Source organism: Aeribacillus composti, assembly GCF_031760945.1.
Lineage (GTDB): Bacteria > Bacillota > Bacilli > Bacillales > Aeribacillaceae > Aeribacillus > Aeribacillus composti.
Window position 1 is genome coordinate 1,537,162 of record NZ_CP134501.1, and the last position, 14,378, is coordinate 1,551,539.

Genomic DNA, 14,378 nt, shown 5'->3' on the forward strand with positions numbered 1-14,378 from the left:
GGAAGCCCGTTTTGTTACTTTGGAAGCGCTTGTCTGACGGGGCATGGCATTTGAATCACGGCTTTCTTTCACTATTTAACAAGCGTGTAATTTCTTTGGTTATTATTTCTCAGCAGATTCAGTTGTACCGCCATTTATGGCGCTTAAAAAGAATATGGCTTCGTACTGTGCAAAAGATCAAAAATAACGAAAGTCAATTTGTTCTATCAAAATGGAATGTACGTGTCAGCATAGGTTTCTCTCTTCTTTCACTATATCCTTCAGTCGAAAATAGGCAATTTTTTTAATTTCTGCTATTGCTTGCTCTATCTCTGCTTCCGCATTGTTTTTGATTCGCTGTTCAATCGATGCAAATATTTCCTGCTTTGTTTTGCCGCGCACAGCCAAAATAAACGGGAATTGAAATTTTTCCATATACGTTTCGTTTAATTTTAACAATCGATCGAATTCTTCATCTGTCAGTTTTTGCAGCCCCGCTTTTTGTTGTTCTGTTTGCGAAAATCGGGTCATTTTTGTTCTTGCGCCTAAAGCAGGGTGATTGCGAATAAGCGCCAATTTTTCGTGTTCGTCAGCTTGATCCACGATCTCAGCCATTTTGGAAAAAAGCGATTGCACGGAAGAAAACGGGCGGAATTTTTCTGCTTTTTCTGACACCCATGTTGAATCTTCAAATATCCCGCCTAGCTTCTCAATAAATTCAGCCGCACTGAGTTGGTTAACTTGTTCTATGTCCATTCGGCTTTCTCCTTTCGTTTTTAAAATTTGATCGTTGTCGGTTTTAACTGTTCGGCAGCAGAAGATTTTTTCAGTGAGAAATAGTGAAAAAATAAGTTTAAAAAGATGGCTGTAAGACTGCCTGTTATAATCCCATCACTAAAAAGAATTCGCAGCATAGGCGGCAGCTGTGCAAACAAATCAGGAACAACTGTGGAACCCAATCCGAGGGAAATGGAGCAGGCAATTACTAACAAATTGCTTTGCTGTTGAAAATCAACAGTGCTTAACATTTTAATGCCTGAAGCAACGACCATGCCAAACATGATCACCATTGCTCCCCCTAATACAGATGTTGGGATCATCGTGGCAAAAGCAGCAATTTTCGGAATAAATCCAAGGGTGACAAGTATAAAGCCGGCAACGATCGCAACGCTTCTTGTTTTTATATTTGTCAGCTGCACAAGTCCGACGTTTTGAGCAAACGTGTTGTACGGGAAAGCGTTCAAACAACCGCCGATGATGAAAGCCAATCCTTCGGCACGATATCCGCGCGCAAGATCTTGGTCGCTAAGATCTTTTCCGCAAATTTTGCTTAGGGCTAAAAAGGCGCCAGTCGATTCAATCATGATGACAATGCCCACTAATGTCATTGTTAAGATCGGCACAAGCTCAAAAGTAGGTGGACCGAAATACAAAAATTTCGGAGAATGAATCCATGAAGCTTGCATTACTTCTTTCACATCAACCTCTCCCATAAAAGCCGCGGCGACCGTACCCGCGATAATCCCGATAAGCACAGAGATTGCCCGAAAAAAGCCTGTGAAAAATCGATTCATAAACAAAATCAAAAGAAAAACCCCAAATGAAAGGAGCAAATTTTCCGGATCACCAAATTTCGGACTTCCTGCACCGCCCGCCATGTTTTTAATCCCGACCGGTATTAAGGACAGTCCTATAAGGGTGACAACTGTACCTCTCACGACCGGCGGGAACAATAATCTTGTTATTTTGCCAAAGAGCGGAGCAAAAAGAATAATGAATATTCCTGCGGCAATGATCGATCCATAGATTGCATTGATGCCGTACTCTTTTCCTATCCCGATCATCGGTGTAACAGCAACAAATGAAGCACCTAATATGACAGGTAAACCAATGCCGAAATATTTTGTTTTGAACGCCTGCAGCAGGGTGGCGATTCCGCATGTCAATAAATCAATCGCAACTAGATATGACAGCTCCTGCGTCGAAAGGTTTAACGCTCCTCCGACAACAAGAGGAACAACAATGGCGCCTGAATACATCGCCAGTACATGCTGCAAACCAAGTGAAAAAAGATGAGTTCCTCCATTTTGATTTGTCAAGTGACCTCTCCTCCTCTTATGTAAAAAAATCTAACACTAGATGTTATTTGTTTTTCATAATAAAAGAACGATGTAGTGAAGTCATTGGTTGAATTACATAATCGTTTTTGCAAAATTTAGTTAATGTATCTAAAGCTTTATAGACAAATTACATTTTCATTTACTAAAGCTCTTGCCTCAATTTTTTTATAATTGAAGCAAATTTTTTATGCGGAATGCCAAGCGGAGGCTAATAGTGGCTTCTGGATCCTTTAAGCTTTTTCCGATGAGCTCCTCGCATTTTTCTAATCGATAGATCACCGTATTGCGATGAACGAAAAGCTTTTTGGCTGTTTCAGAAATTTGACAATGATTTTCCAAAAATAAAAACAGCGTTTGCAGCAGAGCCTGTTTTTCACTGTCTGCCGGGTCTGAAAGGTTTGTCAAAATCTGTTCGTAAAAATCAATCAGCTCTTCTTTTGGAATCATTTTCAATAGCGTATAAATATCTTTTTTCTTATGAATTTGAATGAATTCTTGATTTCCGGAATACTGTTCTTCTTCCAGCACTTCCAACGCTTCTTTATAGCCTTTTTTTACATCTAAAAATTGTTGGCAAAGACTGCCGATGCCGAATGAGACAGTCCGTTGGAACCTGCTTCTAATTTTCGCTTGCAATTCCTTTAAAAACGGCATGATGGAAGAATGAAGCTCCAGCCATGATTTTTGAATCGGGAAGAGCAAAATGCCTACGTTCCCCTTCACAAAAAAATGAACAGGATTTGGGAACGCATCAGCTTCTTTTTCCATAAATTCAAAAATCCGTTCATTTTCTTTATGGAATTGTGTAAACGTTAAAGATTTTTTTCTTTCATCCAATTTTCCTGCTGCACAAAAATACGATTGATCATTGCGAATTTTAAATTCTTTTGCTTTAATGACGATCTCTTCTTTTGATTGAAAGGCGCCATCTGTAAAATTGATAAAAAATTCATTTTGAACTTTTCGTTTATGTTGTTTAAGAGCATTTTTTTTCATCAATTCAAATGAAATGACATTTGTCGCTTGTTCAATCGTCAACACAAGCGAAGGACTGTGAAAAGGAATGGCATCAAAAACAATTAAACATCCGCTGTTGCTTTCATGAGTGTAAATGGGAAAAACGGAAACAGTTCGTTTACTAGAAATAATGGAAAAACAAGTGTAAGAGCTTGGCTGTAAGAAAAAGCGAAATCCGTCTGTGTACATTTCCTCGATTTCCGGCAGACTCGATGTAACGGAAGATGAAGAAGCAATCATTTGAAAGTGCTGATCCAACAGTAAAATTGGACAGCCGATCAAGTTTGCCAAATTTTCCAGTAATGAGACGAGCCCTTTTCCTCTTAAAATATGGTTTGTAAATTGCTGATGGATTTCAATCGCATTGAGCAATTCGTTTGTCCGTTTGTCCAATATATAGCTTAATGTCTGGTTCACAACCTCTCCTAACGTAACCTCAATCGGCAATTCAATAATTGGGAAATTTTTTTCATTTGCATACTTCAGGCAAGCCTCCGGAATTTCTTCCAAAAATCGCTTCATTTTAATTGCCAACCCTGCACATTGCTGATCCGCCATATTTTTGATGAGTGCGAGCAGATCATTCGGATTGTCTTTTAAATGAAAGGCAGTTGTTACAAGCAGTTCATTCGGTTTCAGGAAATCGATGATATCCGGTGCATCCATCATATTGACGCTGAAAACTTCTCGATCTTTTCCGTTATGGCCGGCGATGAGCTTGGCATTTTTCATAACGGGAATTTTTAATATTTCGGAAATTTTCATTTTTTCAGCCCCTTTGTCTTCAAATTTTAGTGAACATGCACAAAAGATGGTGAAATTTATATCAAAATTGCCAATGTATATGAAAAAGAATAACGATAAAATAAAGTAAATTCACATTTTATGGAACAAAATGTAACAAGGATATTTGCTTATTTTGAATAGAAAAGAGGGAAGAGACATGACAGTTCATTTACTTGGGCCCATTCAGCTTGAAGAGGAAGTTGAAAGGCTGATCGAATGGCTTGCAACATTCGGTAAAACGGAAAAAGGCGGAGTTACCCGGCTGTTATATAGCGAACAATGGCTGTCAGCGCAGGAAGCGTTGAAGGAGAAAATGGAGGAATGCGGATTAGCTCCATATTTTGATGACGTCGGCAACTTGTTCGGCCGAGCAGAAGGATCATCTCCATCCTCCAAAACAATCTTAACTGGTTCGCATATCGATACGGTTATTGAAGGAGGAAAATATGACGGCGCATACGGCATTATTGCCGGCTTGTTGGCGACTCATTATTTATTAAAGCGTTTTGGAACACCAAAAAAAACGATTGAGGTCGTATCCTTATGTGAAGAGGAAGGCAGCCGGTTTCCGCTTACATTTTGGGGGTCAGGCTCTGTAACGGGGAGGCGCTCTTTTAAACATATACAAAAAATTGTTGATTCTAAAGGGATTTTGTTTGTGCAAGCAATGAATGAATGCGGTTTTGGACAGGAAAGATTTCGCCAGCCATTTCGAAACGATATTCAATGCTTTATTGAGCTGCACATCGAACAGGGCTCTGTGTTAGAAAAAAAGAAAAAATCGTTGGGCATTGTCAGCGACATTGTTGGACAGCGCCGCTATCAAGTAAAGGTTGTCGGTGAAAGCAACCATGCAGGAACAACCCCGATGTCCTGCCGGAAAGATGCGGTGGCCATTGCCTCTGAACTGATTACCTATTTAATGAAACAAGCCAAACAGGTGTGCGACCAACTAAGAGTGACCGTCGGCAAAATAAAGGTTGAACCTAACGTTCCGAATGTGATTGCAGGTGAAGTCGTTTTTACGATCGATATCCGTCATCACGAGGAAGAACTATTGGAGCAATTTTGTTCAACATTTTCACGTCATTTTAAAAATGTGAGCGCACAATACAATGTCGATATTTTGTTAAATGAATGGCTGAACGTCAAGCCGGTCAAAATGGATCAACAATTGCTGAGACTGTCAAAAGAAATTGCAGAAGAGCAAAATCTGTCTCATGAAATCTTGGTTAGCGGAGCGGGACATGATTCGCAAATGTTCGGAACCTATTGTCCGACTGCGCTTTTTTTTGTCCCGAGTCATAACGGAATCAGCCACTCGCCGAAGGAATATACCGCAGCGGCTTATTTAGAAAGCGGCGTTAAGTTTTTAATCCATTATTTATATAGATTGGCATATTAAAAGAAAGGATTGTGGACGAAATGAAATTTCTGCCTCTACAGACACCTAATAGAACGATCATGACACCGGGGCCTGTTGAAGTCGATCCGAGAGTTTTGCAGGCGATGAGTACGCCGATTTTAGGCCAATTTGATCCTGCATTTACTTCGATCATGAATGAAGTAATGGAAATGCTTCTTTATTTATTTCGTACGGACAACAAATGGGCGTTCCCTATCGATGGAACCTCCAGATCGGGCATTGAAGCGATGCTGGCGAGCATTATCGAACAGGGCGACAAAGTGCTGATCCCGATATACGGCCGGTTCGGCTATTTATTAACCGAAATATGCGAACGCTACGGGGCTGATGTCACTACAATTGAGCGTGAATGGGGAACGGTGTTTGACCCGGAGGATGTAATTAGAGAAATAAAGAAGGTTCAGCCGAAAATAGTCGCGATCGTCCATGGGGAAACCTCAACGGGGTGCATGCAGCCGCTTGAGGAGATCGGGAAAGCTTGCCGGGAGATGGATGTAATTCTTGTAGTCGATGCGGTTGCGACAATTGGAGGAACGGACGTGAATGTCGACGAATGGCAGCTTGACGGCGTGATCGGCGGGACGCAAAAATGCTTATCGGTTCCATCAGGGATGGCTCCCATCACATATAATGACAGAATTGAAAAAATCGTTTTGTCGCGTAAAAAGGTAGAAAGAGGAATTCGGACGGAATTGGATCAGCAAATGGCCACAGGTCAAACAATTATTAGCAACTATTTTGATTTAAGCCAGCTTCAAGATTATTGGAGCCCGCGGCGATTAAATCATCATACGGAAGCTACATCAATGCTTTACGCATTGCGTGAAGGCTTGAGGCTTATTATGGAGGAAGGATTGGATAATCGATTTGCACGCCACCGCCTCCATGAACGGGCATTAATGGCCGGGCTGGAAGCAATGGGACTCACATTGTTCGGCGATAAACGCTTTAAACTGCCGACCGTCACATGCGTCAACATACCGCAGGGCGTCGATGGAGAATCCGTGCGCCGCATGCTGCTGGATGAATTCGGGATTGAAATTGCCAGCTCGTTTGGCCCGCTCCACGGAAAAATCTGGAGGATCGGTACAATGGGCTACAGCTGCCGCAAAGAAAATATTCTCAAGCTGCTGACAGCATTGGAGGCAGTTCTCATCTATCACGGTGTTCGCATAAACAGAGGTGAAGGAGCACAAGCAGCGCTGAGTATGTATGGAAAACAAAAAAGTAAAGTATCATCTTAGATATTTATGAAACTTTTTAACATGTTGATCGAACAATTGTTACCAAAAACAGTTGTTCGATTTTTTTAATTTTTGATATTTTACACAAAATCTTTTTTAATTTTTATTTATTTTGACAGTGGATAAATCAAAAAATTACGTATAATATACCAATATAGTTTCGTTATGTGTTAATAAAAGTTACATAAAGGGGTGAGAAATATGGCATTGATAGTTGAAAATGTAAAAAAGTTTTATAATGATCATCTTGTTTTAAAAGGGATAAACCTTACTGTTCAACCGCATGAATTTATTTGTGTATTGGGAAGCAGTGGCGGCGGAAAATCAACTCTATTAAATTTGATTGCGGGATTTATTAAACCAGATGAAGGAGTGATTAAGGTAAACGGATCTTTTGTATCAAAACCTTCCAAGGAAAGAGGAGTCGTTTTTCAAGATCATGCACTATACCCTTGGTTCACTGTTTTAGAAAATATCGCTTTTGGACCAATCGTGCAAGGGATGCCAAAAAAGAAAGCATTGGAAAAAGCATTACATTATATAGAATTAATTGGTTTATCAGACTATGCAAACCATTATCCTGAACAACTTTCAGGAGGTATGAAACAACGCGTCGGCATTGCAAGAGCTTTAGCCGGAGAACCTGAAATTTTGTTAATGGACGAGCCTTTTGGAGCGTTAGATATGTTTACCCGTGAAAATATGAGAACTGAACTAATTCGTATATGGAAAGAAGTAAAGCCTACTATTATATTTATTACCCATGATTTAGCTGAAGCTGTCTATCTTGCAGATAGAGTAATTGTCATGAAAAATGGAATGATTGCTACAGAATTAGAGATTCATTTACCCCGTCCTCGAAATTATCGTGATCCTGAATTTAGTATTTTGATGGAGAATTTAGAAGAGCATTTTGTCAGCTAGTTAGGAGGAAGCTTATGAAAAATATGGCGGCCAGACAAGAAGCGGTTTCTGTCTATACGAAAAAAGTGGACAAGGTTAGAAATAAAAAATATTTACATGCTATTCCAATAATTTCTTTTTTTGTTTTATGGGAAGTCATTACAAGATTAAATATAAATTTTTCCATAGTAAATCCCGTTTTTTTTCCACCGCCTTCACTAATATTTCTAAATGGTGTAGAACTATTTCATTCAGGATTAATTACAGACAGTATTGTATCGAGTACGATCCGAATAGTAATTGGCTTTGCAATCGGAGTATTTCTCGGGGTGATTGCCGCATTATTGATAGGAAGGGTAGAGAAAATTGAATTTTGGTTTATGCCTGTCTTTAACATGATCGGCCCTATTCCAGCTTTAGCGTTGCTGCCTTTATTTATTATTTGGTTCGGAATTGGCGAAATTCCAAAAATTATATTAATTGCTTGGACAACATTTTTTCCAGTTATGACGAATACATTTGATGGAATTAAAAGTGTTCATTCTTCTTATATTCGTTCTGCATTAAGCTTAGGCGCAAATGATAGACAAATATTTAAGAAAATTATTATTCCGTCAACATTACCAAATATTTTTACTGGATGTCAAATAAGTTTAGGATTGGCTTTTTCAGCATTAGTGGTTTCAGAAATGATGGGTGCAAAAAGTGGTTTAGGGTATATTATTGTGGACGCTCGAAACTATATGAAAATTTTAAATATGTATGTAGCTATTATTTTAATAGGTATTGAATATAGTCTTTTTTCCTTGTTATTAAAAGTGATTGAGAAAAAACTATTGAAATGGAGAACAGGCGGATTTGAAAATGCTGTAGAAAAATAATAAGGGAGGAATTATAAATGAGAAAAATTTTTCTTTTTTGCCTAGTTTTTTTGACAATGTTTGCAATCGTTGCGTGCGGTTCAAACAGTTCGACAACAACTAGTGAAAATAGTAATAAAGCGAGTGATGAACTAGAAGTGAAGGATATAACATTAGTAGGGGTAAGAGATGCGCAAATTTCTTCACAACAAATCATTGCAGATAAGTTAGGATTTTTTAAGGAAGAAGGGCTAAACGTAACAAACCAATTAATTGAAAGCGGACCAGATATTGGACCTATGATTGCTGGTGGAAGTGCTCCGGTTAGTTTACAAACAAATTTTATGGATATTATTTTAGCTTCCTCAGGCGTTAAGGTGAAAATCGTAGCTCCGCTTGCACAAATTGCAGGGACACAAGCGGTTGTAGCGGGCAAGCATGCTGAAATTAATTCTCCAAAAGATTTGGAAGGAAAATCAATAGGTATTCCTAGTGGTGCTGATGTAATGATTGCAATTCAAAATATGGCCAACGATTATAATGTTGACATAAAAAAGATAAATTTTGTGAACCTAGCTCCTAGCGATGCTTTAACTGCTCTTGAAAAAGGTGATATTGATGCAATGGCTGCTTGGGAACCGTTTATAACGAAGGCTATCAACAGCGGAGGAAAACTACTATTTAGCGGTACGGTTGACAATTTTGATGAAAAAGAAAAATCTGTTGATTGGATGAGTGTTCATACAACACTGCAAGTAACGGATGATTTCCTAAAAGAAAATCCGAATACGGTAAAAGCAATTATTAGGGCTTTAATAAAAGCTACAGATTACATTAATAAGAATAGAGAAGAAGCAATTAAAATTTTAGCGCCTGAACTTCATTTAGAAGAAAGCGAGTTAAAGGAAATTATGAATAGAAATGTTTATACAATGCAAGTCGACGATTCCTTTATGAACAAAAGCAATGGTTCTGAAGTAGGAGAATATTTATTGAGTGTAGGAAATATCAAAAATATCCCAAATAAGAAAGATTATATTGATTTTTCATTATTAGAAGAAGTTGAACCGGAACTTATGAATAACAAATAACATGAAAAAAGCATGATGGAAAAATTTTTATTTTAAATGGAGTTTGATAAAAATGATCTACGATCTTATAGTCAAAAACGGCAGCGTTGTGTTTCATGACGAAGTGAAAAAAACAAATTTAGCTGTTAAAGACGGCATTGTTGTTGAATTTGGCGATGACATTGACGGGGAAGCCGATGTCGTTTGGGATGCGGAAGGCCAATACGTTTTTCCCGGATTGATTGATGTCCATGTTCATTTCAATGAACCGGGCAGAGAGGATTGGGAAGGCTTTTCAACAGGTTCATCTATGCTTGCAGCGGGCGGCTGTACAACGTTTTTTGATATGCCGCTGAACGGTGTCCCTTCTACAACTGATCTTGAAGCTCTTCAACAAAAAGGAAAAATAGGCGAGGAAAAGTCATTCGTTGACTTTGGATTGTGGGGCGGGCTTGTTCCGGGCAATGAAAATGATTTAGCGCCTCTTGCGGAAAAAGGAGTTGTCGGATTTAAAGCTTTCATGTCTCCGAGCGGCAATAAAGAGTTCGCAGCGGTTGATGATAATACGCTCTTGAATGGAATGAAAACGATCGCCGGCTTGCGTAAAATTTTGGCTCTTCATGCAGAAGACGGCGCAATGGTGCAATTTTTGCAGAGAGAAAAAGAGCGGCAAGAAAAATTCGGTCCGGACGATTATTTGCAATCAAGACCGATTGCGGCGGAATGGCTAGCTGTCAGAAAAGCCATTACATTTGCGGAACAGACCGGCTGTTCTTTGCATTTCGTTCATATCAGCAGTGCAGAAGCCGTTGAAGAAATCCAGCAAGCGAAGAAAAGAGGACTTGATGTCACATTGGAAACGTGCCCGCATTATCTTTTGTTTGACCATGAACATACGAAAAAGCTTGGAGCGGTTGCAAAATGCGCTCCCCCATTGCGCGAATTAAGCGACCAAAAAAAATTGGTTGATTTGTTTTTAAAAGATCAGATTGACTTTGTCGCATCCGACCATTCCCCGTCGCCATGGAGCTTGAAAGAAGATGAAACGAATTTTTTCAATGTTTGGGGAGGAATCAGCGGGGGGCAATTTACATTGATGGCGATGATCGAACTAGCGGTTCGCTATCGCATTCCTTTTCCGAAGCTGATTCATTGGACATCTGCTAGACCCGCCAAACGATTTGGATTGGACGGGAAAAAAGGGGAAATTGCAAAAGGAAAAGACGCAGATTTTGTGATTATAAGTTTAAAAGATTCCTTCACAGTCGAGAAAAACAGTTTGCTTCAAAAACACAAGCATAGTTTATATGTCAATCATACATTTCCTTGCAAAATCCTTGCGACATTTCAACGGGGGAAATTGGTATTTGACAACGGGCGCATACGGGCTTCCAAGCCTCTTGGCCAATGGCTGAATTATGATGGAAAGGGTAAGGGGGCTGTCTAATAAGTCGATTTTCCGGCTTATAAACGCCCCTTTAATGTTTTAGAAACGTTGATATATCAATGTTTATAATGTTTCGCTTTCAATGGATTTTGACTTTCTGGACAGCTTTTTTTTGAACGTTTTCCGTATCCTCCATTTTGCAATCATGTTCCGTGAAAAGTTTTCAAAAAATTTTTTAGCACGTTATCTGCAGCCTTAAAGGACTTGTCGGAAAACCGAAACAGGAAGTTTGGTTAGGCAAATAAAAATGTGAACAGGGGATCTGCGAATATTGAGGTTGGCCCAATAAATAAATGAATAGGTCAGTCTTACGAATTTGTTCAGCTTTTTTGCCGAGTGACAACAGGTTCGAGGTCTCCAAAAAATCGCATAGGTGCCTTCTCCTAAATCGTTACCTTTTCTTTAGAAAATTCAGGAAGAAAGAAGGTGAGGATTGCTGAAATGACTAATATGATTATTGAAAAATAAAAAGCAACATTATAATTCCCGTGGTAACTGTATAGTAAACCCGGCACATAGGCTCCTAGTGCTGATCCAATTTGGTGGCTGAAAGATAGCCAACCAATGATAAAACCAACAGAGTGTTGTTTAAAGTATTGCGTTACCAACAATTGCGTAGGAGCAACAGTGGAAAAATCAACCAATCCAAAAACGATAGCGAAAATAATTAAAAGCAGAGGGTTATAGCTATAGAATAGAATAAACAACGACAATGCCCGTATAACATATAGACAGATGAGCATTTTTCGACTGCTCCAGCGATCTGCTAACACACCAGAAAATAGTATTCCTACAATATTAAAAGCAGCCAATATAGTTACTGCTGCACTAGTCGCACTTGTTGGAACTCCACACAACTGGGCATAAGGGATAAGATGTGTATCCATTAAACCTGTAGTGGTAAAACCGCAAACGCTAAATGGTAAAATCAAGAACCAAAATTGTTTTTTACGAAAAGCATCCCAAATTGAAAAATCATTGAATTTACTTGGCTGTTCAGTTGTGCTTTCTTCTTGATCCATTCCGCCAATTGGCAACATACCTTTTTCATTAGGATGGTTTCGTAAAATTAACAGGACAATTGGAAACACAACAATCATTAAAAAACATCCCAAGATGATGACCGTTGCTTTCCAATTCAACCATTGAATTAATAATAGAGATCCTGGTACCAACAGCATTTGTCCGGCTCCAAACCCTGCTTCGACAATCCCTAAAGCAAATCCTCGTCTTTCATTAAACCAGTTTGTAACGACTACTGTTGCAGCCACGTTTGACGCTCCGCCAACCCCAAGTGATACAAATATGGCATATAGAATAAACAATTGCCATGGATGATGGACAAAAGCTGTTAATAGAATACTAACTGCCACCAAAAAAGTACTGACAGAAAGGATTATACGAGGCCCAAATTTATCAACTAACCTTCCTATAAATGGTTGGGAAAGTCCATAAACGATAAAGCTTAATGTCGAAATTAGGGATACCGTCCCTCTGTCCATTGAAAATTCCCTTTCCCAAGGTTCAACAAAAGCCCCGAAAGAAAGACGAACACCTTGAACGGCTAAAAGAGATAAAAACGTGACAAATAAAATAACCCAAGCATAGTGAAATCGTAACATCATTTTAGTTTAGTCTCCTAACTTCAAAATTTTAAAGATTCAATATTTTTTCTATTCTACCGAATTGGATGTTTAAGTCAAGCCATTTTTTCCAATATTTTTCTCCGTCAATCGCGACAAAAATCAGTTCATATTCCGAGATGGTGGTTATTTTACAGAAGACGGTCTCAATGATTTGAATATGCCAACTGTCGTCTCACCCAATCGTGCAAAAATCTCTGTTGAACCGATGCAAATCAAAGGATTGGCAAAGTTTCCCTGGAAATAATCAATCAAGCATTAAAAATGAAATGCGTATATAACACTTTTTTGGGGTTTTTATCTTCACTATGAGGAATTGCAAGTCTCCATGACCAATAATGACGTGATGCCCGTATCCGTTTTTATCTTCACTATGAGGAATTGCAAGCAATACGAAAGAGAGAAGTTTGTTTGACGTCTGGAGGCCATTATTTATCATACAGCCAAATTGCCAATTATTTATGTTTCAAAAGAGCCGTGCCAACAATGATTGAACGTGCGGAAAAAGAAAATAGCGGAAAGAAAAACAGAAAGCCTCTTCTGCCTTTAAATGGGTAAAAGAGGCTTTGTCTTTGTTTGTGCATTTACAATTGCTTCACGGTTTTTTTCGCTAATCATATGATCATTTGTTAAAAGTGTGCCGTCTGAGTCGATTGCGATTCATTTCATTAGCATTTTTCCACTGGCGTTAGGAATTTCACTACATCGTCAACAGCTTCACAACTTGTTTTGTCCGTTCATGACTATTTATATCGGATTCAATTTTGCCGTTTTTCACGCAGTTTATAAATTCTTCTACTTCATAATACATCGTTTCAAATTTATGTTCCACGGTCAAATCTTTTATTTCACCGTTTCGATATTTGATGACAACTTTCTTCGGATCACTGATTTTGTCAATTTCAATAACACCTTTTTCTCCTTGGATCTCACTAGGGAAAAAGGAGTCTGTTATTTTGGAATACATTACGACTGCTTCAAAATTATCATAATTTAAAATCATACTTCCTTGACCGTCTGCACCGGTGGATAAGTAATAGTGATTTTTTACTATGGATTTTGGTTCGCCGACTAGATGAACAATCGGTGCTAAGCAGTATACACCCAAATCCATTTTCGAACCGTTTCCTAATTCCGGTTTAAAGGCGTTTTCAATAATTCCTTCTTTATATTTATCATATCGTGAAGAATATTGATTGTAATGGAAAACAAATCGTCTGATCGGAGCGATTTCGTCAAGATGTTTTTTTAAATTTAAAAAGGTCGGCGTAACGGTTGATTTCATCGCTTCCATAAACATGGCATTGTAAGTTTTGGCTGTTTGAATGACCTCATCCATTTCTTGCACGGACGTTACTGCCGGCTTTTCGCAAAGAACGTGAATTCTATTTTTCATGGCCAAAATACTTTGTTCGGCATGGAATTTGTTGGGGGATGCAATATAAACGGCGTCAATATTGCCGCTTTGAAACATTTCTTCAAGGTTGGTGTACACGTGTTTTATTTGATATTTTTCGGCAAACATTTTTGCTTTTTCCATTGTTCTCGAATAAACAGCGCCGAGGGAAAATTCCGGGTGTGCGCTTGCAGCTTTTATAAAATGGTCGGTAATCCAGTTTGTTCCTATAATACCAAATCTCATAACGAATCCCACCTTTATTGTTCATATTTGTACATGAATATCATATTATAACATGTTCTGCAGCAGCTTTTTATTCGATTATCTTTTTTTTTGAACTAACTTAAAACTCCATGTCAATAAAAACCAAAACATATTAACATGGTAAGAGCTGTCTGAAAAGTCCCGAAAAAAAGAGTAAACGACAGTTTCTTTTTCATCTGCTTTTCTGTTTTGATCGAATTTCTGAAAAGGATAAACAGGC

12 protein-coding genes are annotated in these 14,378 nt (G+C 38.6%); 6 read left to right on the forward strand and 6 right to left on the reverse strand.

What is annotated here, in order from left to right:
- Window positions 1-225 precede the first annotated feature (225 nt).
- The 3 genes from uraD to RI196_RS07560 all read right to left on the reverse strand — a co-directional run bounded on the left by uraD (window position 226) and on the right by RI196_RS07560 (window position 3,881).
- Window positions 226-735 carry a 2-oxo-4-hydroxy-4-carboxy-5-ureidoimidazoline decarboxylase gene (gene uraD / locus RI196_RS07550; RefSeq protein ID WP_066246748.1) on the reverse strand — a complete coding sequence of 170 codons (510 nt, stop codon included), beginning with the start codon at window positions 733-735 and terminating at the stop codon, window positions 226-228.
- 20 nt (window positions 736-755) lie between these two features.
- On the reverse strand, window positions 756-2,078 hold the full coding sequence (locus RI196_RS07555) for a nucleobase:cation symporter-2 family protein (RefSeq protein ID WP_375338791.1): 1,323 nt from the start codon (window positions 2,076-2,078) through the stop codon (window positions 756-758).
- Between the two features lie 186 nt (window positions 2,079-2,264).
- Entirely contained in the window at window positions 2,265-3,881 is a 1,617-nt protein-coding gene (locus tag RI196_RS07560) for a PucR family transcriptional regulator (protein WP_311067185.1), read from the reverse strand.
- Between the two features lie 178 nt (window positions 3,882-4,059).
- On the opposite strand from RI196_RS07560, the gene allC reads away from it, so the two are divergent.
- From allC to RI196_RS07590, 6 genes are all read left to right on the forward strand, one after another.
- On the forward strand, window positions 4,060-5,307 hold the full coding sequence (gene allC, locus RI196_RS07565) for an allantoate deiminase (RefSeq protein WP_311067186.1): 1,248 nt from the start codon (window positions 4,060-4,062) through the stop codon (window positions 5,305-5,307).
- A 20-nt stretch (window positions 5,308-5,327) separates the two neighbouring features.
- A complete protein-coding gene (gene pucG / locus RI196_RS07570) occupies window positions 5,328-6,572 on the forward strand; it encodes a (S)-ureidoglycine--glyoxylate transaminase (RefSeq protein ID WP_311067187.1) in 1,245 nt (414 codons plus the stop codon).
- A 201-nt stretch (window positions 6,573-6,773) separates the two neighbouring features.
- Window positions 6,774-7,496, forward strand: coding sequence for an ABC transporter ATP-binding protein (locus tag RI196_RS07575; RefSeq protein ID WP_311067188.1), 723 nt, complete (start codon window positions 6,774-6,776; stop codon window positions 7,494-7,496).
- Between the two features lie 14 nt (window positions 7,497-7,510).
- The gene (locus RI196_RS07580; RefSeq protein ID WP_066249029.1) at window positions 7,511-8,356 is read left to right on the forward strand and encodes an ABC transporter permease; all 846 of its coding nucleotides are present in this window, start codon (window positions 7,511-7,513) and stop codon (window positions 8,354-8,356) included.
- 17 nt (window positions 8,357-8,373) lie between these two features.
- Complete coding sequence (locus RI196_RS07585; protein WP_066249026.1) at window positions 8,374-9,426, forward strand: ABC transporter substrate-binding protein; 1,053 nt, start codon at window positions 8,374-8,376, stop codon at window positions 9,424-9,426.
- Window positions 9,427-9,478: 52 nt separating this feature from the next.
- On the forward strand, window positions 9,479-10,852 hold the full coding sequence (locus tag RI196_RS07590) for an allantoinase (RefSeq protein WP_311067189.1): 1,374 nt from the start codon (window positions 9,479-9,481) through the stop codon (window positions 10,850-10,852).
- 383 nt (window positions 10,853-11,235) lie between these two features.
- Here the strand turns inward: RI196_RS07590 and RI196_RS07595 are convergent, their stop codons facing one another.
- The 3 genes from RI196_RS07595 to RI196_RS07600 all read right to left on the reverse strand — a co-directional run bounded on the left by RI196_RS07595 (window position 11,236) and on the right by RI196_RS07600 (window position 14,137).
- Window positions 11,236-12,477, reverse strand: a complete 1,242-nt coding sequence (locus RI196_RS07595) for an MFS transporter (protein ID WP_066249019.1) — start codon at window positions 12,475-12,477, stop codon at window positions 11,236-11,238.
- A 564-nt stretch (window positions 12,478-13,041) separates the two neighbouring features.
- Entirely contained in the window at window positions 13,042-13,113 is a 72-nt protein-coding gene (locus RI196_RS18550) for a hypothetical protein (protein ID WP_375338807.1), read from the reverse strand.
- Between the two features lie 82 nt (window positions 13,114-13,195).
- Window positions 13,196-14,137 carry a Gfo/Idh/MocA family protein gene (locus tag RI196_RS07600; protein WP_063386903.1) on the reverse strand — a complete coding sequence of 314 codons (942 nt, stop codon included), beginning with the start codon at window positions 14,135-14,137 and terminating at the stop codon, window positions 13,196-13,198.
- Window positions 14,138-14,378: the final 241 nt, after the last annotated feature.